General features: G+C 35.1%; 14 protein-coding genes. 4 read left to right on the top strand and 10 right to left on the bottom strand.

All coding sequences use genetic code 11. The features are described 5' to 3' along the window. Positions 1-180: 180 nt before the first annotated feature. The 9 genes from ACODR7_RS02045 to ACODR7_RS02005 all read right to left on the bottom strand — a co-directional run bounded on the left by ACODR7_RS02045 (position 181) and on the right by ACODR7_RS02005 (position 15,285). Positions 181-885: a YqjF family protein gene (locus ACODR7_RS02045; RefSeq protein WP_488836875.1), complete on the bottom strand. Its 705-nt coding sequence runs from the start codon at positions 883-885 to the stop codon at positions 181-183. A gap of 19 nt (positions 886-904) precedes the next feature. Next, complete coding sequence (locus tag ACODR7_RS02040; protein ID WP_488836873.1) at positions 905-1,381, bottom strand: SRPBCC family protein; 477 nt, start codon at positions 1,379-1,381, stop codon at positions 905-907. A gap of 153 nt (positions 1,382-1,534) precedes the next feature. Next, positions 1,535-1,945, bottom strand: coding sequence for a hypothetical protein (locus ACODR7_RS02035; RefSeq protein ID WP_488836871.1), 411 nt, complete (start codon positions 1,943-1,945; stop codon positions 1,535-1,537). Positions 1,946-2,371: 426 nt separating this feature from the next. Next, positions 2,372-2,875: a GbsR/MarR family transcriptional regulator gene (locus tag ACODR7_RS02030; RefSeq protein ID WP_047433713.1), complete on the bottom strand. Its 504-nt coding sequence runs from the start codon at positions 2,873-2,875 to the stop codon at positions 2,372-2,374. A gap of 123 nt (positions 2,876-2,998) precedes the next feature. Then, positions 2,999-7,519 (bottom strand): TonB-dependent receptor plug domain-containing protein, encoded by a 4,521-nt coding sequence (locus ACODR7_RS02025; protein ID WP_488836870.1) that lies wholly within the window; start codon positions 7,517-7,519, stop codon positions 2,999-3,001. Positions 7,520-7,522: 3 nt separating this feature from the next. Next, entirely contained in the window at positions 7,523-10,291 is a 2,769-nt protein-coding gene (locus ACODR7_RS02020; RefSeq protein WP_488836869.1) for a TonB-dependent receptor, read from the bottom strand. Positions 10,292-10,355: 64 nt separating this feature from the next. Beyond that, positions 10,356-12,263, bottom strand: coding sequence for a vWA domain-containing protein (locus ACODR7_RS02015; protein ID WP_488836868.1), 1,908 nt, complete (start codon positions 12,261-12,263; stop codon positions 10,356-10,358). Between the two features lie 82 nt (positions 12,264-12,345). Then, positions 12,346-14,754: a vWA domain-containing protein gene (locus tag ACODR7_RS02010; protein WP_488836866.1), complete on the bottom strand. Its 2,409-nt coding sequence runs from the start codon at positions 14,752-14,754 to the stop codon at positions 12,346-12,348. 12 nt (positions 14,755-14,766) lie between these two features. Next, complete coding sequence (locus ACODR7_RS02005; RefSeq protein WP_488836865.1) at positions 14,767-15,285, bottom strand: RNA polymerase sigma factor; 519 nt, start codon at positions 15,283-15,285, stop codon at positions 14,767-14,769. A gap of 195 nt (positions 15,286-15,480) precedes the next feature. Between ACODR7_RS02005 and ACODR7_RS02000 the strand changes: the two genes are divergently transcribed. Then, positions 15,481-16,683 carry a C1 family peptidase gene (locus ACODR7_RS02000; protein ID WP_488836863.1) on the top strand — a complete coding sequence of 401 codons (1,203 nt, stop codon included), beginning with the start codon at positions 15,481-15,483 and terminating at the stop codon, positions 16,681-16,683. 228 nt (positions 16,684-16,911) lie between these two features. Here the strand turns inward: ACODR7_RS02000 and ACODR7_RS01995 are convergent, their stop codons facing one another. Beyond that, positions 16,912-17,973 (bottom strand): NADH:flavin oxidoreductase, encoded by a 1,062-nt coding sequence (locus tag ACODR7_RS01995; RefSeq protein ID WP_488836861.1) that lies wholly within the window; start codon positions 17,971-17,973, stop codon positions 16,912-16,914. 166 nt (positions 17,974-18,139) lie between these two features. Between ACODR7_RS01995 and ACODR7_RS01990 the strand changes: the two genes are divergently transcribed. The 3 genes from ACODR7_RS01990 to ACODR7_RS01980 all read left to right on the top strand — a co-directional run bounded on the left by ACODR7_RS01990 (position 18,140) and on the right by ACODR7_RS01980 (position 21,369). After that, entirely contained in the window at positions 18,140-18,493 is a 354-nt protein-coding gene (locus ACODR7_RS01990; protein WP_488836859.1) for a winged helix-turn-helix transcriptional regulator, read from the top strand. Between the two features lie 305 nt (positions 18,494-18,798). Further along, complete coding sequence (locus tag ACODR7_RS01985; RefSeq protein ID WP_488836858.1) at positions 18,799-20,136, top strand: tetratricopeptide repeat protein; 1,338 nt, start codon at positions 18,799-18,801, stop codon at positions 20,134-20,136. 69 nt (positions 20,137-20,205) lie between these two features. Further along, positions 20,206-21,369: a lamin tail domain-containing protein gene (locus ACODR7_RS01980; RefSeq protein ID WP_488836857.1), complete on the top strand. Its 1,164-nt coding sequence runs from the start codon at positions 20,206-20,208 to the stop codon at positions 21,367-21,369. Positions 21,370-21,373: the final 4 nt, after the last annotated feature.

Raw genomic sequence — 21,373 nt, 5'->3', positions numbered from 1 at the left:
ACAGATTTTCACAGATGATTATGTTGTATTTTCCTTGTGCATATTTGTGAAAATATTGGTGATATTTGTGTTTAAAATAATTTGTCACAACTATTATTGGAGAGTGTTTTTTTTCCCACAGAATGCACAGATTTTCACAGATTTTTATGAATAGACAAGATGTTTTAATCTCTTCATTTTTCAGCTGATGTATTTCTTTGTTTTGACTTGTATTTCTGAGCCTTCGGCAAGCATTACGGAAAGAGGTTTCTGATGATTCAGGCATTCAAAATCATTGCCGTATATTTTTTGATAATCTACCTCCAGCTCATATTCTTTTACGCTGTAGCATTCCCATTTCGGATGACACACTTCGTATTCGGAGGTTGTATTTTCCTTTTTTGTAAAGCCAAAATAATGTTCTGTGATAAACTCAAATTCTGAGTTTTCTTCCATTGGTTTTGCAGTATTTTCGGCTGTAATCTGAATAGAATGCCAGTTTTTATCTTTCCATGAATAACGAATCAGCAGTTCATCCTCTCTTTTTTGAATCTGATTTTTCATGGGCATTGTATGATAATTTTCTTTGTAAATAGTATTGGCGACCAGGCTTAGTGCAGGCTTTGGAACAATTTCTTTAATAAACACCACTCCTCTTTTCCAGATTCCATTTTCTTTTTTCTTTACATAGAATCTTAGATTCACTTCTTCAAAATTCCGATGAAAAGGAATCGGTAGTCCCAGTAGTCTGGTATTTAAAAACATGAATCCCACAAGACTTACGTAGCATTTGCCTTTATAAAAATCGAGTTCTGTTCCTTTTGGAAGATAGGGCAGCAAAACTTCAGGGTTGATCTCGTAATTGATGATGGCCAGCTTTCGCCACTCTGCCTTTAAAAAATTCATAATACTCTGTTTTTTTGGATTAAAAAATGGCTATTCCTTCATGGATAGAAGATTCTGCAATGGTTTTGATCATTTCATTTCTTCGGATCAGAAAGTTTTTGAGATACGTTCTGAGAAAAACAGCATTAAATAGCTTTCCAATGATACCCAGCGGAGATTCAAATTCGAAAATATCGGTCATCAGGGTATTTCCGTTTACAGATTTAAAAATATGTCTGTGGCGCATAGATTTGAAAGCTCCTTTCTGCATGACATCAACAAACTGAAACGGTTTTTCCATGCTGATAATTTTTGTGGTGAGATTTTGATAGACTCCCAGATGTTTTGCCCGCCAGGTAACAGTCTCATTTTCTTCAATCAATCCAGAGGTACGTCCTGCAATTGCTTTTTCATGGGATTCTGAGGTAGACTGCTGATGCAGATCAATATTCCTTGCCAGATCAAAAACATAGTGAATATCTGCTTTGATGACTGTGTTTAAATAGATAGTTGACATTTTTCAAAAGATTTTAAAGTTGTTAACTATAGTTTAAAGTGATCCTTTTCTTCTGAAATAAATAATCAGGAATAAGTGAATGATTAAATTTTTCATAATTATTATTTATTTAAAATTTTCAGTAATTTTTGAAATTTGGATTCAAATAAAAACCTAATTTCCTTTGTCAACAGTTGTTTCATCACTTATCAATTTTTCTTTTCTCATTGCATGTTTACGTCCTTTCAGAAATAGCAAGAGGTTCAGAAGCATCATTATTCCTAAATAAATTGAAAACCCTCCGATTTTTTTACTCAGTGCTACAACCAGCCTTTCGATGGATTCAATTTGGAAAAATTCAATGATGCAAAGAGCAAAACCAATGTTTAAAAGGTAAAAGCCTATTTTAAAAAGAGAGTTGGTTGCCATGGCAATTTCTTTTTCCTGATGAAAAATATCAATCATGAATGTCTTCGAATTTTTAAATAAAAACTGTGATACCAATACAGTAAGGGTAATTACAATTGGTAAATAGATCATGTACGCTGAAAAATTATACGTTGCGGTTAAAACTGTAGTTGCCATAGTAATATTATTTTAATGTTAATTTATTTCTCAGAAAGTAAAAGATGAAAATGTTCAAGTAATGCAATGAACAAAGAATTAAAATGATACTTCCAATTCTTTCTGCTGTTACAGTTATCATATCTTCGAAGTTGTTTATGGTACTCCAGGCTGTAAGATTTATTGCGATATATCCTAAATTCACCAAATAATAACATCCAAGAAGTATCCTATTAATTGTAAGGCAAAGACCATCATCATGAAGTAAATATTTAAGATAGGCTTTTCCTTCATGATAGCATCTTCTTCCCACATCAATTGTTATATATGAGCTGATGCAAAGGAAAATCACATATGATACAATATTAAACATTTTATATATTTTATATTTTCAGTAATTTTTGAAAATTAAATTGAAATAAAAAAGGATTTTCATCCTCTTTTGTTTTATTTCAGCAGATTGGTAATCTTTCCTACCAGCCAGTGGTCATCACTTTTTATCGCCAGGTCCATGATATTGTTGATTTTCCCGGTGACAGAACTGAAGTCATTCATCAGCTTAATAAATTCCTGAGCTTCTTCCGAATCTTTATCCTCAATATTCTTTAATTCTTCAAGAAAGGAAATGACAGGTTCTATCTCTCTTTTTCTGCGTTCTTTAGTAATTTGTTTGAACAGATACCAGACATCTTTTTCGGCAACGAAATATTCTTTACGGTCACCTTTCACAAACTCTTTCTTCACAATTCCCCAGTCTATCAGAGCACGTAGATTCATATTGGCATTTCCTCTTGAAATCTCCAGCTGCTGCATCACTTCATCAGTAGACAGAGGTCTTCCGCTAGCCAGAAGCAGTGCATGTACCTGTGCCATCGTACGGTTGATTCCCCAATTGGTAGCAAAGGTTCCCCAGGTCTGAATGTATTTTTCTTTTGCTTCTGAAAGTTGCATCTTGTTTTGTTTTTAATTTCTATAACAAATATAATTATATTTTTTGAATTTTCAATAATTTTTGAAAATTAATTTTAAAAATAAAACAGACCTCCTTAGAATGTCTGTTTTAATATATAAAAATTAAGGTTCAATACGGGTTGTAATGCCTTGATTCCAATATTTTGCTTCCGGCATATAATACAGATATACATTGCTTGATTTCCCTGTATACGTTCCGGCAAATTCTACTTTGAGATCAAGATTAATAGTCTTTGTTTCCTCAGCATTGAAATGTTCCCAGTATAAAACCAGATAGTTGTCGAAAATTTCATAGTAAGAAACCTGTTTTTTATCAACCATGTCTTTCAGTAAGGCATTTTGCAGAGTCAGTCCTGCTGGTATACCAATCTTTGCAATGGTCATTGGCAGCTCACCGTTTATTTTGTTTTTGACAATAATGGTCATTCTGTTGGTCTCTCCTATTTTTAACGTTCCTGATTTTAATTTGGTCTCCATGGTAAGAGGAATATCCTTGCTTTCCGGAGCCTGCAGGGTGTAATATTGATATTCCAGTTTATAAGGCAATCCACTCTTATTTGGATAATGAACATTCATAGTATTTTCTCCGGTTTTAAATGCTGATGAAGCACTTATCATAGGTGAAATTTGTGCTTTATTAATGGTGATCACCGGCTTTTCAGATCCGTATAACTCGTTATTTTTAGAGAAAAACTCAGACAATGCCTGTATCGCCAATGTAGTAGCCTGTGTAGAACCAAACCCGTAATATCCATTGAAATTAATAAGCTGATCAGCCGCTTCAGCGATTTTCAACTGATTAAGTTTCTCATCTTTCTGAAGTGCCATAAGGTATAACGAAAGTGTTTCTGCATCGGCAGACATTCCCCATGAACCAGTAAAAGTGACTTTAGTTTTTATATTCTTCGTTTTATACTGCTGATCCAGTATCCGAATCAGTTCATCATATTCCTTTTGTTTTCCTAAGTGAACGGCAGCATTGGCAAGCAAAGCCAACTGATAAGAGTCTTTTGTAGCTAAAGCTCTTTTCAGCATTACCTGAAAGGAATCTTCAATTTCATTTTTAAACCCAAGTTTGGATAAAGCGTATATAACATACATGTTTCTTGACCATGAATATTCCGAAAAATCTTTTTTAGACTCATAGGGTTTTCTTACTTCGAATAATCCGTTTGCATTCTTTTTTGACAGAATAAATGAAGAAAGTTCCTGGATAAGCTTAGCATCCGGATTTACATACTTCTTTAATTCCGTAAATTCCAATAACGCAAATGCGGAAAGAGCAACATCTGATTCTGCAGAACTGAAATATCCGAAACCTCCGTCTTTATTTTTATAACTCAGCAGCTTCTGGAAGCCTTTTTTCAGGTTTTTTATCACCAGATTTTCAGTTGCTGTGTCTATTTTTTTATTTGACTTTAAGTAATCAAGAATAAAAATGTTAGGATATACGGTAGAAGAAAGCTGTTCAAAGCATCCGTAAGGTTCTTTTTTCAGCTGTTCTATGTCTTCAAACATCTTCAGAGCTGTATTTTCAAATACATAATAGGATGAATACAGGCTTCCATTGATATACTCCGGAATATTGATTTTAAGATCTTCTGTTTCATTATTAATGATGGAAAATTGATGAAGAAATCCTTTTTCTTCTACTTTAAACGGAAGGATCACCGTTTCTCTCAACTCTCCGGATTTTATGGTAAACTGGATATTGGAATTCACCACCTCATCTGTCTGTATTCTGACAAATAATCTTCCTGATTCTAGGTGTTTCAGAGTAATCAGACTATCAGAACTGATGAGTTTCACATGGTTCGGAACAATGACCTCCATGGTCATTTTACGGGTTTCGGGAGAATTATTTTTAATGACCACCGGAATTATCATCTGATCTGTTCTCGTGAGGTATTGAGGAATTTTGGTATCTATCGAAATTAAACTCTGCGCAGCATAGGTTGTTTCATCTCTTCCCACAAGTCCTGATGCAGCAATTCCTTCTGTCATAATTCTGAAAGTGGAATTGGCATCCGAATTATAAAACTCTACTTTTGCTTTTCCATTTTTATCGGTTTCTACTACCGGATTCCAGTAAAGCGCTTCCCTGTAATCAAAACGGTAAGAGGTATTGGTTGTTTTATATTCAGGATACACAAATTCTCTTGCCCCGGCATATGAAACAAGTCTTCCATAAGGCAAAGTTTCTATGGCAAAATAAGATTTCGGAGTTATATCAAAACTTATTTCTGATTTTCTGTTTTTAAGTGAGGTCACAATAATAACTCCATTCACAGCTCTGCTTCCGTAAATAGCGGTAGCAGCAGCATCTTTCAAAACGGTAATGCTGTTGATGTCATTTGGGTTGATGGTAGTATTAAAGTTTTCTACAGGAACGCCATCCACGATGAATAAAGGATTTTTGTTGCTAATAGAGGCCGTTCCTCTGATATTGATCTGTTCTCCTGCACCCGGCTGCCCGCCACCAGTTACAACTAATCCGGCAACCTTCCCATTCAATACGGAAGTTACATTGGAGTTTTGAAGTTCCATAGCAGATGCTACTGTGGTAGAAGCAACCGTTAATTGATCTTTCTTTACACCGTACCCCACAACAATTACTTCTTCAATACTCTTATTTCTACTGATTGTATCGGTTTTTGATCTGCCGGGATTATTCAGCTGACTGGTATTGTTTCTGTTTTCTGTTTTGACTTCTTCTTTTCTTTCAGCTTCCTTTACAATTTCTTCTACGTCTATATGGGTAAGTTTCTGTTTTGCTAAAGGATTAATATCCAGATTATAAGACAGAATTCGAATTTTCAGCTGATGTTTAGGCTGAAAAGACTTTGCAACAATTTTATAAGAATTATTTGCATTTAAATCCGAAAAATAAAACTTCCCGTTTTCAGCAACAGCCTGTTTGAGGATCTTTTTATTATAGGTGTCCAAAAGAAAGACATCTGCTTTCACTGTTTTTTTGTTTTCATCTTCTACCACGCCATAGATTGTGTTTTTCTTTTCAGGAAGGTATTTGTATTTATTGCTCTTCACAATTTCCGGAATAGGCTCAAAATATCGGTAGCCGTTTGTCAGCATAACAAGGTCTAAGCTTTTATCTGCTTTTTCTTCTTTTTTATCGAAATAAAACTGAGGCTTTTCAATCTTCCCTTTAAGCTCAGAGTCCATCAAAAGCCAGGAAATAATATGATTCTGCTTATCATCAGCATACGTCCATAGCTTATCATCTACTACACTTACTCCGAGGTTGGCGGGAACAGGTTTATTATTTTCATCGGTAGTTTCAATCTTCAGTATTACTTTTTCTCTTGGCAGATAATGTTGCTTTACAGGAGTAACTTTTATATTCAGCTGGTTTACTTTATTGGTAAAAACAATTCTTTCTGCAAGCGGAATGTTGTTTTCCAGAACAGTGAATCTACAGATTCCTGTAGGGAAATCCTTTTCTGCAATTTCCAACAAATTCATTCCTTTTTTCAGTGAAATTATTTTGCTGTAAACTTCTTTTCCGCGGAAACTTCCCTGCAGGGTAATTGTTTTTTCCCGGGTAGAAACGATGGTGAAATTCAGATTTTTATTTTCATTCTGAATATTCAAAATCAGTCCTTCATTTTTTGCTGCCGGGAGATTAAAAGTCTGGGTAATATTTTCAGGTTTCAGAACTTTTGCATAATAAGTTTCTCCTATTTTAGGCGTAAACCGTAAGCTTCCCATTCCGAAATTATAGGCTGAAATCTCTTTTATTTTTTCGTGATTCTGATTGTAAACTGCCAGAACAGCATCTACAGGCTTTTCAAACTCATCCAGAATCTTAAAGGCTATATTCTGCTCTATTCCATTGATAAAAGTTCCGCCTTCGGGTAAGAATTTCACATCCAGATTATTCAGAACAATAGGAATATTTCTGGAAATGGATTCTGTAAATCCATCAAAATTCACTTTGATATTCAAAAGAGCATCAGAGGATTTCAAAACTTCAGGAAGCTTAAAGGCCAAAAGCTTTTTGCCTTCTTTATCAGTTATAAATTTTCCTTCTGACACAGTTTCTCCATTGTGCATTACCGTATAATCAGCTTCATAAAAAGGGATCGGAAGATTGCTAAGACTTCTCATTGAAAAATCTGCGGTCACCTCATCTCCCGGTCCATATCCTTTTTTCGGAAAATCCAGCTTCATTAAAATCCTTGGAGATACAATTTTCTGAAGGGTAATTTCTTTTTCGAAGGTATTTTTTCCTTCTTCATTCTGCATCCAGTTGGTAAAAGCTCTTATTTTATAGATGCCACCCTTCATGTCTTCAGCAAAATAGAAGTCTCCCCGGGCATATCCATTGGTAATTTCATATTTTAATTTTTTTACAACACTTCCTGCCGGATCTGTTATTTCGAAATTGACGACTCTGCTTTCTTCGACCGGTAAATTATTGCTTCCTTTTACAATATATATTTTAAAATACATCTGCTCTCCAGGTTTATAAAAAACATGATTGGTCTGAATGTAGGTCTTTTCTTTTTCAAAATCCTGAAATGGTTGCTGGCCTTTCACAGAAAAGGCTGAAAACAATAAGCAAAGCAGGATGATATAGGTGGATATAAACTTGAGATTCATGAGTTAAAATTTAAGTGAAACAATACAGCCAAATGTTTTAAAGGAGGGAAGATTAAAAAAATCCAGTCCTCTTCCATTACTCAAATCGTAGAAATTCTGATTAGGATCCACGCCTTTATTGGCCTGCCAAAGCATGATATTATTTACATAAAAAGTCAGTCTGAGAGTCTGTTTATTCTTGTTAATCGGGAAATCTGAGGATAGGGATATGTTATTGATCCTTACATAATCTGCTTTTTGAACATAATTTTCAGCTACTCCTAAATAACCGTACCTCGACCATCTGTTTTCCAGAACATTCTGATTGGGATCATAAAAATCCACAGGAATCTGGTTGACAGTTCCATTGGCCTGTATGCCTTCGAAAATATAATTTTTGATATTCCTTTCTTCTCCTGAGCCATAAGAACGACCGTAGTAATCGAGAACAGCCTGTGTCCCGTTCCAAAGATGACCTCCTTTTTTCCATTCCCAGTTGATATCTAAAGACCAGTTTTTATAGGCAAAACTATGATTGAATTTCATCACAAAATCCGGTGTAGGATCTGCAATAATTTTCATACCGTCTGCTTTTTTAGGAAAACCGAACTCATCAATGATCAGTTGTCCGGCTGCATTTCTTTCAAAGTAACTTCCCATGACAGCACCCAAAACCTGACCTTCTGCCAATGTTTTGTAAATGTCTTTAAATCCCGAAACGGCAAGGTTCTGATATCCCGGAGCCATGCGGTCTACAATATCTTTGTATTTAAAGAATGAAACTTTATTGGTGATATACAGATCATATCCAAGCTGCAACTTTTCGTAAGCAAAATTGAATTCATATCCGCTGTAGGTATGATCTGCTACATTCTTTAATCTTAGCTGATTGTTTTCAAAAACAGGAAATATATCATCTTTATTCTTTTTATTAAAATACTCTCCTTCTATACTTATTTTATACCCAAGATTCAGCCTGGCTCCAATTTTCCATTCCCTAGTATTGATATTGGACAAACCTCTGAAACTGTCTACTTCCTGTACCGGAAAATATTGATTGTAATTTTCTGCGTTCAGCAAAGTAGTAGAATATGGAGCATAGGATCTTGTTATTTCCGGCTCGGAGCTTAATTGGGTGTAACTTCCCAGTAATTTAAAACTGTGGTTATACCAATTGAAGATCTCATTGAACTTCAGATAAAAGTTAGCCTTTGGAAGCCAATAATTATTTTTAAGGGAAGTATTGGAGATGTAAAATGAATTCCCAAGATTAAAACCTGCTTCAAAATCATAATCGCGGATGTTCATATTGTAATTAAAAATATGATCCTGTGAAGTTCTCTGATAGAAATATTTTTGGTGGGTCAGGCTGTTATAAACATCAGATTTTTTATCGTTTAAAATAAAATTCAGACTGAAAGTATTTCTAAAGTCATAGCCTCCCAATGAATAAGAACCCTGTATATTGGAATGATAGGAACTGTTGTTTTGAATCCTTTCATTGGATATTCCGTTGATATAACCATAAGTAGAAGGTTGATATTGATCCTGATTCCAGCTAGTAATATTCTCGTAGGACTGACTGATATTCAGTTTAAAACTGCCCCAGTCTTTCGCTACATTAAGACTCAACTGCCTGTCCCGATTCTTATAGCGGTATTTGCTATCCTGCTCAAAAAGGAATGAAGGATTGTCTGCATTATTGCTGTAACTTCTCTGTGAGCCATTATTCAGGAAAATATTTTGTTCGTTTGAAAAAGAAACCGGTGTTAACAATGAGTTTTGGTAAGCTCTGTTGAACAGGCCTATTCTATTGGTATTGGTTGCTTTATCTTCTTCGTAATTAAAAGCCAGATTAATGTAATATCTACCCAAATCTGCATTCAGTTTTGCTTTAAGGGTATTGGTAATATCAAACTGATCAATAAAATACATCTGGTTCTTTTGCTGCCCCAGATTCAGTGAAAGACGGAATTTTTCATTGTAACCCTGTTTTATAAAAGCATTTACATTCAGCTGGTTATTATAACCTACTGTGGTTTTAAAAAGGTTATTATCATATCTTTGCGCACGGTGAAGTCCATTAACCCACGGAATCAGTTTTCCATTCTGGTCGTACTCATAAGGTAATCCATTAAATCCAAGGGTAAATAGATCTGGTCCAAAACTGAACATTTCATTCGTTTCAGGACCTTTCCAAACAAGATTTCCGTTTTCTGATCTTCCCTGAACATACTTATTTTGAGTCCCTGGAACAGCATTTCTGTTTTTAATATCAAAAGATGTGGTAAAACTTCCGTTAAACAGTAATGTTGTCTCATTGATCCTTTTTAAAACATAAACAGTATCATTTTTTTGCTTTAGTTTTCTTATTTCATCAAAATAAGAATGCGATCTATTACTGAGTTGGGTTTTAGTTTTTTCAATACTGAAATCGTCTTTAATCTCCTTTGAAACAAGACTGTCATAAGCTTTACTGTAAATGTTTCCAACACTTTTACTTCCTGTCTGATTTTCCAGAATCGTTTTTAATTCCCTGAGTTCATAAGAAGAAATAATATGGGTATTTTTCCCTTGGTTCCACACTAGGGTATCATAAGGTTTAGCCGCAATAATAGCAAATCCTTTCTCATCAGTCAGTTCATAGATACCGCTGTTTTTATTATAAACCTTTAAAAAGTTCTGTTCTTTATCTTTAGTTGTTAAAAATTTTCCAGAGTAATAGAGTTGTGAATTTTGTGCCTGTAATAGGGTAATCGTAAATGGCAGCAACAGCAAATAATTCTTTTTCATCAGTTATTAGTATGCTTAAAAATATAAAAAAAGAAATTTCCGGGGAAATTTCTTTTTTTATAAACTATTTTTGAATTGTTTTATAGCTCTCTATCAGCCTTATAAATTCTGAACGATAGCCTTCTTCATCCTTACTTTTTCCCTGTTTAGCAAGGTTTTCAATATCAGAAAGATCTTTTTTTGTAATCAGTTCTGAGTTTCTTAGTACTAACCCGAACCAGGCTACGGAAGATGCAAATTTAAAATCCGGACTTACTGCAGATTTATCTTCTTTTTTAATCACTTTAGTCATCTCAATGCTTTTGTCTCCATCAGGTTTTTTGTACCGGAACTTTACTGTTGCCATTTCATCTCCAAAGTTCTTCTTCTTAGAAATTTCAGAGTATTTCAATTTTGTTTCTTTAGGAATAAATTCAGAATCTACATTTGCCGGGATAACTTCATATAAAGCAGTTACTGTATGTCCGCTTCCTAGTTCTCCTGCATCAATCTTATCATTTACAAAGTCTTCATTTCTCAGTTTTCTGTTTTCATAGCCGATCAGTCGGTATGATTTTACATATTTAGGATTAAATTCAATCTGCACTTTTACATCTTTGGCAATGGTATAAATATTTCCTGCAAATTCTCTTCCCAGGAATTTATTGGCTTCCTGCATATTATCAATATAGGCATAATTTCCATTTCCTTTGTCCGCCAGAATTTCCATGGTATTGTCTTTGTAATTTCCCATTCCATAGCCAAGGCAGGTAAGGAAAATCCCTGTTTTCCTTTTTTGTGTGATCAGCGTTTCGATATCGGTGGTAGAAGAAGCTCCCACATTAAAATCACCATCTGTTGCCAGAACAACTCTGTTATTTCCTCCTTTTATAAAGTTTTGCTTCGCTAGTTTATAGGCCAGTTCAATTCCTGCCCCTCCTGCTGTACTTCCTCCTGCCTCGAGCTTATCTAGTGCCTGAATTATTTTTTCTTTTTCACCTGCTGACGTTGGTGGTAGTACCATTCCTGCACTACCCGCATATACTACAATCCCAACTTTATCCTTAGGTCTGAGCTGGTTCAGTAAAACTTTAAGAGAAGACTTCAGCAATGGCAGTTTATTTTCCTCACTCATTGAACCTGAAACATCAATAAGAAAAACAATATTGGAAGCAGGCAGACGATCCATCGGAATATTTTTCCCCTGAAGTCCTATTTTGAGCAATTTATGTTTAGGATTCCATGGAGAATTACCATATTCAGTATTAATCGAGAAAGGATGACCAGTTTCAGGCTGGGGATAATCATATTTAAAATAATTGATCATCTCTTCTACTCTCACTGAGTTTTTATCAACCTTACCTCCGTAACTGATCATTCTTCTGACATTGGAATAGGAAGCATTGTCTACATCAATAGAGAAGGTAGAAACAGGTTGATTACGGGTTAATTCAAATGCATTTTCAACTAACGCTGCATATTCTTCATTGTTATAATCAATATCCTGATCAGCTTTTTTTGTAGCCTTTTCACCATTTTTTTTGTCACCTACCTGATGGTCATACACTCTTCCTGATTCATGGAATTTTATGGAACTTTCTACTTCCATTGCAGTAACTGATTTTGGTTTTGGACAGCCATTATATTCAGGCAATCCTGGAACCGTAGGACAGGCATCATCTTTATCCAAAACACCATCTCCATCTGTGTCCGGCCATGGACATCCATTATTTTCAGGAGGTCCTGCCACTGTAGGACATGCGTCATCTTTATCAATAACACCATCTCCATCCGACTCTACCCACGGACAACCTTCATTTTCTACCGGACCGGCAATATCAGGACATTTATCTAATTGATTAGGAATCCTATCCTGATCTTTATCCTTCCTGACACTGTAAGTCTTTGGTTCACCAGATGTTTCAGTATTTTTTTGAATTTTACAGCTTGTCAATGCAACAAGCACTAGCATGGTTATTACAATTTTTTTCATCTTTAAAAATTTCGACAGGAAATTATTAAAATAAATTCAAACCTCAATAATTATTAAATAAAACAGATTTTTCTCTTAAAAATTACTTTTGAATTGTTTTATAGCTCTCTATCAGCCTTATAAATTCTGAACGATAGCCTTCTTCATCCTTACTTTTTCCCTGTTTAGCAAGGTTTTCAATATCGGAAAGATCTTTTTTGTTAATAAGTTCTGAGTTTCTTAGGACTAACCCGAACCAAGCTACGGAAGATGCAAATTTAAAATCCGGACTTGCTGAAGATATTCTGTTCTCTGTATTTTTAACAATCTGACTTATTTCACGACTGGTATCTCCGTCAGGCTTTTTATATCTGAATTTAATCGTTGCCAGTTCCTCTCCAAATTCTTTCGATGAAGTATTTTGTGTATATTTCAGGGTGCTTTCTTTAGGAGCAAAGTCCGATTTTACATCTGCTGGAATCACCTCATACAAAGCGGTAACTGTGTGTCCGCTTCCCAATTCTCCGGCATCGATTTTATCATTTGCAAAGTCTTCATTTTTTAGCTTCCTATTCTCGTAACCAATCAGGCGATATGATTTTACATATTCAGGATTAAATTCAATCTGGATTTTTACATCTTTGGCAATAGCATACATACTTCCTGCAAACTCTTTCCCCAGAAATTTATTCGCTTCCTGCATATTATCAATATAAGCGTAATTCCCATTTCCTTTATCGGCAAGGGTTTCCAGTGTATTATCTTTATAATTGCCCATCCCAAAACCTAAACAAGTAAGGAAAACTCCTGATTTTCTTTTATCTTCAATCAGTGTTTTAAGGTCTGAGGTGGAAGACATCCCTACATTGAAGTCTCCGTCGGTTGCAATAATAACACGATTATTTCCATCTTTTACAAAGTTTTCCTGCGCCAGTTTATAAGCAAGCTCAATTCCTGCTCCTCCGGCTGTGCTTCCTCCGGCCTGAAGACGATCCAAAGCCTCAATAATTTTATCTTTTTCTCCTGCTGAGGTAGGAGGTAAAACCATTCCTGCACTTCCTGCATAGACTACAATTCCTACTTTATCTTTTGGTCTGAGCTGATTCAGCAGCACTTTAAAGGAAGATTTTAATAATGGTAATTTATTTTCTTCATTCATTGAGCCTGAAACGTCAATAAGAAATACAAGGTTGGATGCAGGCAGTTTGTCTATTGGAATATTTTTCCCCTGAAGACCTATTTTAAGTAATTTATGTTTAGGATTCCATGGGGAATCGCTATATTCTGTATTGATTGAAAAAGGATCTCCATTTTTAGGCTGAGGGTAATCATATTTAAAATAATTAACCATTTCTTCAATTCTTACAGCATTTTTATCGACTGCCTGACCATTATTGATCATCCTTCTTACATTGGAATAAGAAGCGTTATCAACATCAATAGAGAAAGTAGATAACGGCTGGCTTCGGGTCAGTTCAAAAGGATTTTCAACAAAAGCATCATAGCTTTCATTATTTTGAGTAACCGAAGTGATCTGCCGCTGTTTACTGATCTCCTCCTGCAGTTTTTCCAATTTTTTCCTTTCTCTCCTTGAAAGATCTTTGGTGGTTACAACAATTACTCCATTTGCTGCTTTACTTCCATAGATAGCAGTAGCAGAGTAACCTTTTAAGACATTTATGCTTTCAATTTTATTAGGGTCTAATTTTCTGAGTTCCTCCTCTGATTTTACGACTCCATTAATAACAAACAATGCTTTATTTTCCGATTTTACAGACGCAGCTCCTCTGATCATCAGCTGATTATTTTTAATATATCCAGGAGCGATATGGCTACCCCGATTTCCTGGTCCATTGATTTGAATTCCCTGAACAGTTCCCTGCAATGAAGAAACGGCAGCCGGAGCATGCACAGGAATTTTATCTGTAGAAGCAATCATAACTGTTGAAGATGCTGTAACGGACTCATAACTCTTTTTAATCCCATACGCATTGACAATAACTTCGTCAATTTCTTTTGTTTTTAAGGTATCACTGTATATCTGAGGCAAAGATGCTGTTATTTTATCAGGAGCTTTTACTGTCGGTATGTTACAGCTCGGATGCGTTTTATATGAGTCTGTTCCCACAACTGCTGAAGATTGATATGCTATGGGATCAGGCACAGATAAAGGCAACTCTTCTTTTCTGATATTCTCCTTTATAGTACTGTCTATTCTTGCAATATCCGTTTTTTTAATCGGGCCACTTGAACTTGCATTCTCTGCAATTACAGGTTGTAAAGGTTCTGTAACCTCATTTTTATTCATAAAATAAAAAGCTCCCAAACCAATCATCAAACTTGCGGCAATACCATAGGGCAGCCAGATAGAACTGATTTTCTTTTTCTCTTCTTTTTTATCTAATTTTTCCTCAATTTTTCCCCATACTTTATCAAAACCAGGAAAAACAGTTGGTTCTTCTGAAAGCCTGGAAGCTTCATTGAATTGTTGATCTATATGATTATTTTCCATTGTTGTAAAAGTTTAAATGTTTTGATTCACGAGAAGTTCCTGCAGCTTTTTTCGTGCAAAATTGAGCTGTGATTTTGATGTTCCTTCGCTGATGGAAAGCATGGTGGCTATTTCTTTATGAGGATATCCTTCAATAGCAAAAAGATTAAAGATGGCTCTGCAGCCTTCCGGGAGAAAATTCAGTAAGCTCAGAATATCTTTTTCCAGAGAAAGGCTTTCTGTAGTTCCTTCAGAATGATCAATAAAGTTTTCTTCCAGGGAAATAAACAGTCCTTTGCGGGATCTTAATTTCTGAAGGCATTCGTTCACCGCTATTTTTCTCGCCCATGCTTCAAAGGTATCAGCATTCTGGAGCTGGGTAATTTTCGTGAAGATCTTGTAGAATGTATCAGCCAAGACTTCTTCTATGTCTTCTTCATTTTTCAAATAGCGTCTGCAGACTGAATAAAGCCTGCCCGCCATTTTCTCGTAAACTTTCCGCTGGGCGTTGCGGTTGTTACGCTGGCATTCCAATAATAATTCTTGTTCCATAGTCAGGAGTTATATTATTATAGATGCAGAAACTTTTATAAGAGTTGGAAACATGATCAACTTTTTTGAGTAAAGGGATAAATGAGCCTATATTATTAAGTTTTTTGTATTTTTCTTAATTTCAAATTTAACTTTTCTATCTGTAACAAATCTCTATTATCAACGACTATTAATACAAATAATCTTTTTATAGTAATGAAAAATGCCAAAATTGCATCATTACTTTTTGTTTTGTCTGCAGGAAGTATGATGTTTGCCCAAGATGACTTAATCAACAAGTTAAAAAACAACCAATCACAAAACGCTAATTTTCAGTTCACAACATTAAAAGACGTGGGTGCAACTTCTGTAAAGAACCAGGGTTCATCAGGAACTTGCTGGAGCTACTCAGGAAACTCTTTCCTTGAATCTGAAATGCAGAGAATGGGCAAAAAACCTGTAGATCTTGCTGAAATCTTTACGGCAAGAAACTCTTACCACGACAAAGCAAAATTATATGTTTTAAATAATGGTGCTATCAGCTGGGGTGACGGAGGAGAACTTCATGACGTAATCAATATGTATAAGAAGTACGGAGCAGTTCCTCAGGATGTTTACACTGGATTAAAATCCGGACAAACAACCAACAATTTCAAAGAAATGCAAGGGAAACTGAAGCCGGTTCTTGACAGTCTGGTGCAGGCTTCCTCAAAAGGAAAACTGACAGATAACTGGATGGATTCTGTAGATGCTATTCTTGATGAATATTTAGGAAAAGTACCAGCCAACTTTACGTATGAAGGGAAAAACTACACTCCGAAAACATTTGCTAAGGAAGTGGTAGGAATCAATCCTGAAGATTATGTAGAATTATCTTCCTATAAAGATTATCCGTATTTTCAGAAATTTGTAGTTCCGATTCCTGATAACTGGAGCCACGATTCTGACTGGAATGTTCCGATGAAAGATCTTACAGCAATCATAGACAACGCTGTAAATAAAGGATATTCTGTAGGTTGGGCAACTGATGTTTCTGAGCCTTATTTCTCTTATAAAAATGGTGTAGCTTATGTTCCGGACATGGATCTTGACCAAATCACTGCAGAGAACAAACAGACTTTGTTTACAGAGCCTAAAAAAGATAAAACCATCACTGAAGACATGCGTCAGAAAGCACTTAATAACCTTTCTACAACGGATGATCACGGTATGCATATCGTAGGTTTGGCAAAAGATCAAACGGGTAAAGAGTATTATATGGTAAAAAACTCATGGGGAGTAACCAATGATTTTGCCGGATACCTTTATGTAACAAGACCTTATGTTGAATACAAATCAACAGCAATCCTTGTTCACAAAAATGCAATCCCAAAAAGCATCTTAAAACAATTGAAACCGACCAAGAATATTGGTTTATAAGGAAATCATTTCTGCCAATTACAGGCAGTTTTAGATATTTAAATCTGTTAAAACCCGCTCATGAAAATTCTGTGAGCGGGTTCTTTAATAAATAGGTGAAAATTAAATATAAAATAAAGTGAATTATGCTGATTTAATACCAGGTTGAATCGTCAATTCCTCTTCGCAAGTGAATAAATTATGCTGTTAAGAAACCAATGCGAAACGAATTCACAATTCATTATGATATTAAAATAAAACGCCCATACTCTCTGCTGAAAAGTCAAGAAGAGCTTCTGTATTACCATCTTTGATCTTCTGTACCCACTGATGGTCCTGAAGAATAGCTCTTCCTACTGCAACCAGATCAAATTCTTCATTGTCAAGTCTTCTGATCAGCTCCGTAAGATCACTTTTTTCTGTTCCCTGCCCTGCAAAAGCATTAAGGAAATCTCCGTTTAAGCCTACAGAACCTACTGTAATGGTTGGCTGCCCTGTAATTTTTTTTGCCCATCCTGCAAAGTTTAAATCAGAGCCTTCAAATTCCGGCTCCCAGAAACGACGCTGTGAACAGTGGAAAATGTCTACTCCAGCTTCTTTTAATGGTAATAACCAGTCTTCCATCTCGCCTGAAGTAAATGCCAGTCTGGTTTTATAATCCTGCTGCTTCCACTGAGAAAGACGGATGATAATGGTAAAGTCCTCTCCTACTGCTGCTCTGATTGCTTTTACGACTTCAACAGCAAATCTGCTTCTTTCTTTTAATGTTTTACCACCGTATTCGTCAGTTCTTGTATTGCTAACTTCCCAGAAAAACTGGTCGATAAGGTATCCGTGAGCGCCATGAATTTCAAGACAGTCGAAACCAAGCTCTTTTGCTGATTTTGCTGATGCTGCAAACTGTGCAATCGTATCCTGAATATCCTCAATCGTCATTGTGGAAGCCTTTTCCATTGGAACCAACGGATAGTCTTCGGACATTCTTGTATCTCCTACGTGCCAGATCTGAGGACCCATTTTACCTCCATTCTGATGTACAGTATCGATGACGTTTTTCCAGCCATTTAAAGCTTCTGTACCATAGAAATCAGGAATGTTCTGCAAGTTTTTTGATCCCGGTCTGTTGATCACAGTTCCTTCAGAAAGAATCAGTCCTACTTCTGAGGCAGCTCTTCTTCCATAATAATCTGCGATGTTTTGGGTTGGAACTCCATTATCAGACTGTGCTCTGGTCATTGGAGCCATTACAATTCTATTTTTAAGATGTAAATTCTTGTATTGAAACGGTTTAAATAATGATGATGTGCTCATATTTAAATTTATATTTTATAATTGTTACACAAAGTAACTAATAATAGTTCACTTTTGTATCTTTTACTAAAAAAATAGTGGTAACTTCGCAGTAACCTACATTAGTAACATCAAAGTAACGTATGAAACTTCGGTTCTGTATGATATTTAAAATAAACATCTCTCTATGAAAAAGAATGAATTAATGCAATACAGCTGCCCTCTGGGTAAGGCAATGGCAGCTTTAGGAAGCAAATGGAAGCCTATTATTGTTCTTGTTATCAAAGACAGGAAATTACGTTTCGGGGAACTGGCCGTACGCATTAATGTCATTTCCAGAAAGGTTCTGACTGATCAGCTGAGGGAAATGGAAACCGATGGATTGGTTATCCGTGAAGAGTTTAAAGAACTTCCTCCAAGAGTAGAATATTCTCTTACAGAAAAAGGATTGGCTTTGCTGCCGATTTTATATTTGCTTGAAGAGTGGGAAGCGAAATATCAGGTGAAAGGATTATATCCTGAGAACTGTGGTATTGGATAACGAAAAAGTTAAAAAACAGGAAAATCTAAAAATTAGCACTGGGAAACATTTATTTATTTTTCACTTTTAATAATAAAATTCATAGTAAAAATTAACAATAAATATAGAACAAGTAATAAAAAATACATAAATCAGATATATTATCAAACAATCATATGTTTTTTTTAAAAATAAATAGAATTCTATTGTAAAATAATATTATATTTGCAATCAAGGAGAAGTCAAACATTTGAATTTATAACTCTCGTGGTGCCAAAATGGAGGCTTGTAATCCTCTCTTCTCCTTCTTTTAAAAAACACTTTCAATGATAACCAGAAAAAAATTTTTATCCCTAAGTTCTTTAGGGTTTGCTTCTCTCCTAATTCCTAGTTTTTTATTCTCAAAAGAAAGAATAAAGTTCCCTCCCACGGATGTTAATGCCTTATTAAAATCAGCAGCAGATCTCAGAAAGCAAAAACAATATAATCAGGCAAAGCAGATCTATGAAAAAATCATAATTCAATTTCCGAATGAGATAAGGGCTTATGATGGTATGAGAAAAATACTTTTGTCACAAAAGAAAGGATGGGAGGTCATTGTTATGCTAAAATCAGCACTTTCTGCTAATCCCAATAACACAGAACTTGAGCAGCGGCTATATAAAGAGTATCTTACAGCTTCTGTTGGAAATAAAAAGATAAAAAAGCTTATTAACTTCAATGGAAGATTGCTGTCTGATATCCAACAAAAATATGAGGCTCTCGTTCAGGATGATCCTGGAAACAAAAATCTGAAGAAACAATATATTAAAATTTCTAGGCTTCTCGAATGGAATGCCGATACTCAAAATCCTAAACAGAATACTGCTTTGAAATCCTATCGCAAGGAGCATCAAAAGAGTTTTAAGCACAGGTTTGATATTCTGAGCACCACCCAAGTAGAAGCGAAACTTAACACACTACTTGCTAAACCTTATTCTAAGGATCGTATTCGGCACATCCGGGAACTTTATGCGATTTCTTTAAGAAAACTCCGCAAAGAGAAAAATAATGCAGAAGCTTTAAATAAAGCAATTTCCTATTATAATACGGTAGATAAAAATGATCCGTTATTTTTAAAATATATCCGGGATTTATCAAAACTGCAAAAAAAATATGATACATTAATAACTATAGAAACTCAAAATCATGTTTTAAAAAACAATTTTTGGTCAGCATTGGCTTTATTCGATGCTTATACAAAAAAAGCCCAGCATCAGCATACTCCTTTACCTACTTCAGTACCTTCATTATTATCCTTTTTAGAAAGCCACGCAGATTCTCCTGATAAAAAGTTTGAGTTTACGACCCGGAAAATCAAACTTGACATAATGAATAGTCAACTTAATGGAGCCAAAGTCAAAATACTGAACCAATGTAAGAATATGTATGGGATTTCCAATACACACACCATAGATCGTATGAATATGCTGGCAGCAAACTATTATGCAAAAAGTGGAGATAATGAAGGCAAAAAAAAAATTTTGAGTATTGTTACTAATCCCCAATCTTATATTGAATCTTCTGATAATCTCATACAGGCTCTGGCTTTAATAAATCAGAACAGAAATTTCACCAAAATTACCCATACCCAGAATCTCCAAAGATTGATTAGTAATCTGTAAAAAAATTCTTAATAGATAGGAGAACGGATCAAAAAGGTTTAGGTCCGGAATTAAATAAAAAACACATCTATGAAAACGAAATCTATTATTTCTTTCCTTCTGTTTATATGTGGCGGAACCCTTTTTTATTGCCAGCTGTTGATTACAGAGATTTATAACAATACCCCATTTAACGAAATTCTTCACACTAAAAGTATAGTCAATGGAGTTACTGAGTATACTGATGCTCCCAAGCACCATAAGGGAGAATTTATTGAGATCTATAATTACAGTGATAAGGATATTAATCTCAAAAATTGGTATTTAAAAGATCTTCAGGGAATATTCTGGTTTCCTGAAATGATCATTAAAAGAGGACAGTTTCTTATTGTAGCTTATACCACACTCCCTTATAATACAACTATATTTCCGGAACTTTTTACTACTACAGCAGGAAAAGAAAGTCAGATTATCTACCAGGACCAGATTCTTTTAAGAAATAAAAAAGATCGTGTTACACTGGGATATTCTCTTAATGGCTATACATTTTTTGACAAAAGTACCATGGTATGGGAGTTTGGAACTGAACCCGCTATAAATTTCATACCCAATATATGGACAATCCCCGCTGCTTATTATACTGTAAAGTCCATACAGTATCATCCTAATCCGTTAATGACAATGGATACCCCCAATCCTTTGGATGCTACATATGTTCCTGATATGGAAAGTTATGATGCTATAGTAAAAGATGAACAGCAGACTTATTATTCCTTTCTGGACTGGTCAGATAATGTAACCTTTTTAGTTGATAAAATATGCCCTATCATTATCGAAAAGATATCCCAGTCTCCTCCAGGTTCATATAGTGGAAATGGAAACAATTGTTTTTCATATGATAGTGCAGGGAATATGATTTCCGGTTTGAACTGTAGTGGCAGTACTACTTCTGTTTCAGGATCATCAGTTTTTTCTGCCGATGAAATGGAAAACATAAAAAACAATATCACCATATATCCCAACCCTGTTACCTCCACCAGTGGTTACAATGTGACTATTTCCTGGTCTGGAGCTGCTTTGGGTAAAATTCAAAGCCTTCAGGTCTTTAATTCTACAGGATATCAGATCTATAATTATACCCCCGGCACCAATACTACTTCATTCAGTATGCAGAGTCAACTTCCGGGAACATTTATCGCTAATTTCATTTTAACCTCCGGGCAGGTAGTATCTAAAAACATTCTAAAATGGTAATTTC

Source organism: Chryseobacterium sp. FG46, assembly GCF_057809135.1.
This window is presented reverse-complemented; position numbering and strand designations above follow the sequence as displayed.

What these genes read in the sequence shown, in the direction of transcription:
- ACODR7_RS02030 (WP_047433713.1), bottom strand. Translation starts at nt 2,875, where the DNA reads ATGCAACTTTCAGAAGCAAAAGAAAAATACATTCAGACCTGGGGAACC.
- ACODR7_RS02040 (WP_488836873.1), bottom strand. Translation starts at nt 1,381, where the DNA reads ATGTCAACTATCTATTTAAACACAGTCATCAAAGCAGATATTCACTAT.
- ACODR7_RS02025 (WP_488836870.1), bottom strand. Translation starts at nt 7,519, where the DNA reads ATGAATCTCAAGTTTATATCCACCTATATCATCCTGCTTTGCTTATTG.
- ACODR7_RS02020 (WP_488836869.1), bottom strand. Translation starts at nt 10,291, where the DNA reads ATGAAAAAGAATTATTTGCTGTTGCTGCCATTTACGATTACCCTATTA.
- ACODR7_RS02010 (WP_488836866.1), bottom strand. Translation starts at nt 14,754, where the DNA reads ATGGAAAATAATCATATAGATCAACAATTCAATGAAGCTTCCAGGCTT.
- ACODR7_RS02045 (WP_488836875.1), bottom strand. Translation starts at nt 885, where the DNA reads ATGAATTTTTTAAAGGCAGAGTGGCGAAAGCTGGCCATCATCAATTAC.
- ACODR7_RS01995 (WP_488836861.1), bottom strand. Translation starts at nt 17,973, where the DNA reads ATGAGCACATCATCATTATTTAAACCGTTTCAATACAAGAATTTACAT.
- ACODR7_RS02000 (WP_488836863.1), top strand. Translation starts at nt 15,481, where the DNA reads ATGAAAAATGCCAAAATTGCATCATTACTTTTTGTTTTGTCTGCAGGA.
- ACODR7_RS01985 (WP_488836858.1), top strand. Translation starts at nt 18,799, where the DNA reads ATGATAACCAGAAAAAAATTTTTATCCCTAAGTTCTTTAGGGTTTGCT.
- ACODR7_RS02015 (WP_488836868.1), bottom strand. Translation starts at nt 12,263, where the DNA reads ATGAAAAAAATTGTAATAACCATGCTAGTGCTTGTTGCATTGACAAGC.
- ACODR7_RS02005 (WP_488836865.1), bottom strand. Translation starts at nt 15,285, where the DNA reads ATGGAACAAGAATTATTATTGGAATGCCAGCGTAACAACCGCAACGCC.
- ACODR7_RS01990 (WP_488836859.1), top strand. Translation starts at nt 18,140, where the DNA reads ATGAAAAAGAATGAATTAATGCAATACAGCTGCCCTCTGGGTAAGGCA.
- ACODR7_RS01980 (WP_488836857.1), top strand. Translation starts at nt 20,206, where the DNA reads ATGAAAACGAAATCTATTATTTCTTTCCTTCTGTTTATATGTGGCGGA.
- ACODR7_RS02035 (WP_488836871.1), bottom strand. Translation starts at nt 1,945, where the DNA reads ATGGCAACTACAGTTTTAACCGCAACGTATAATTTTTCAGCGTACATG.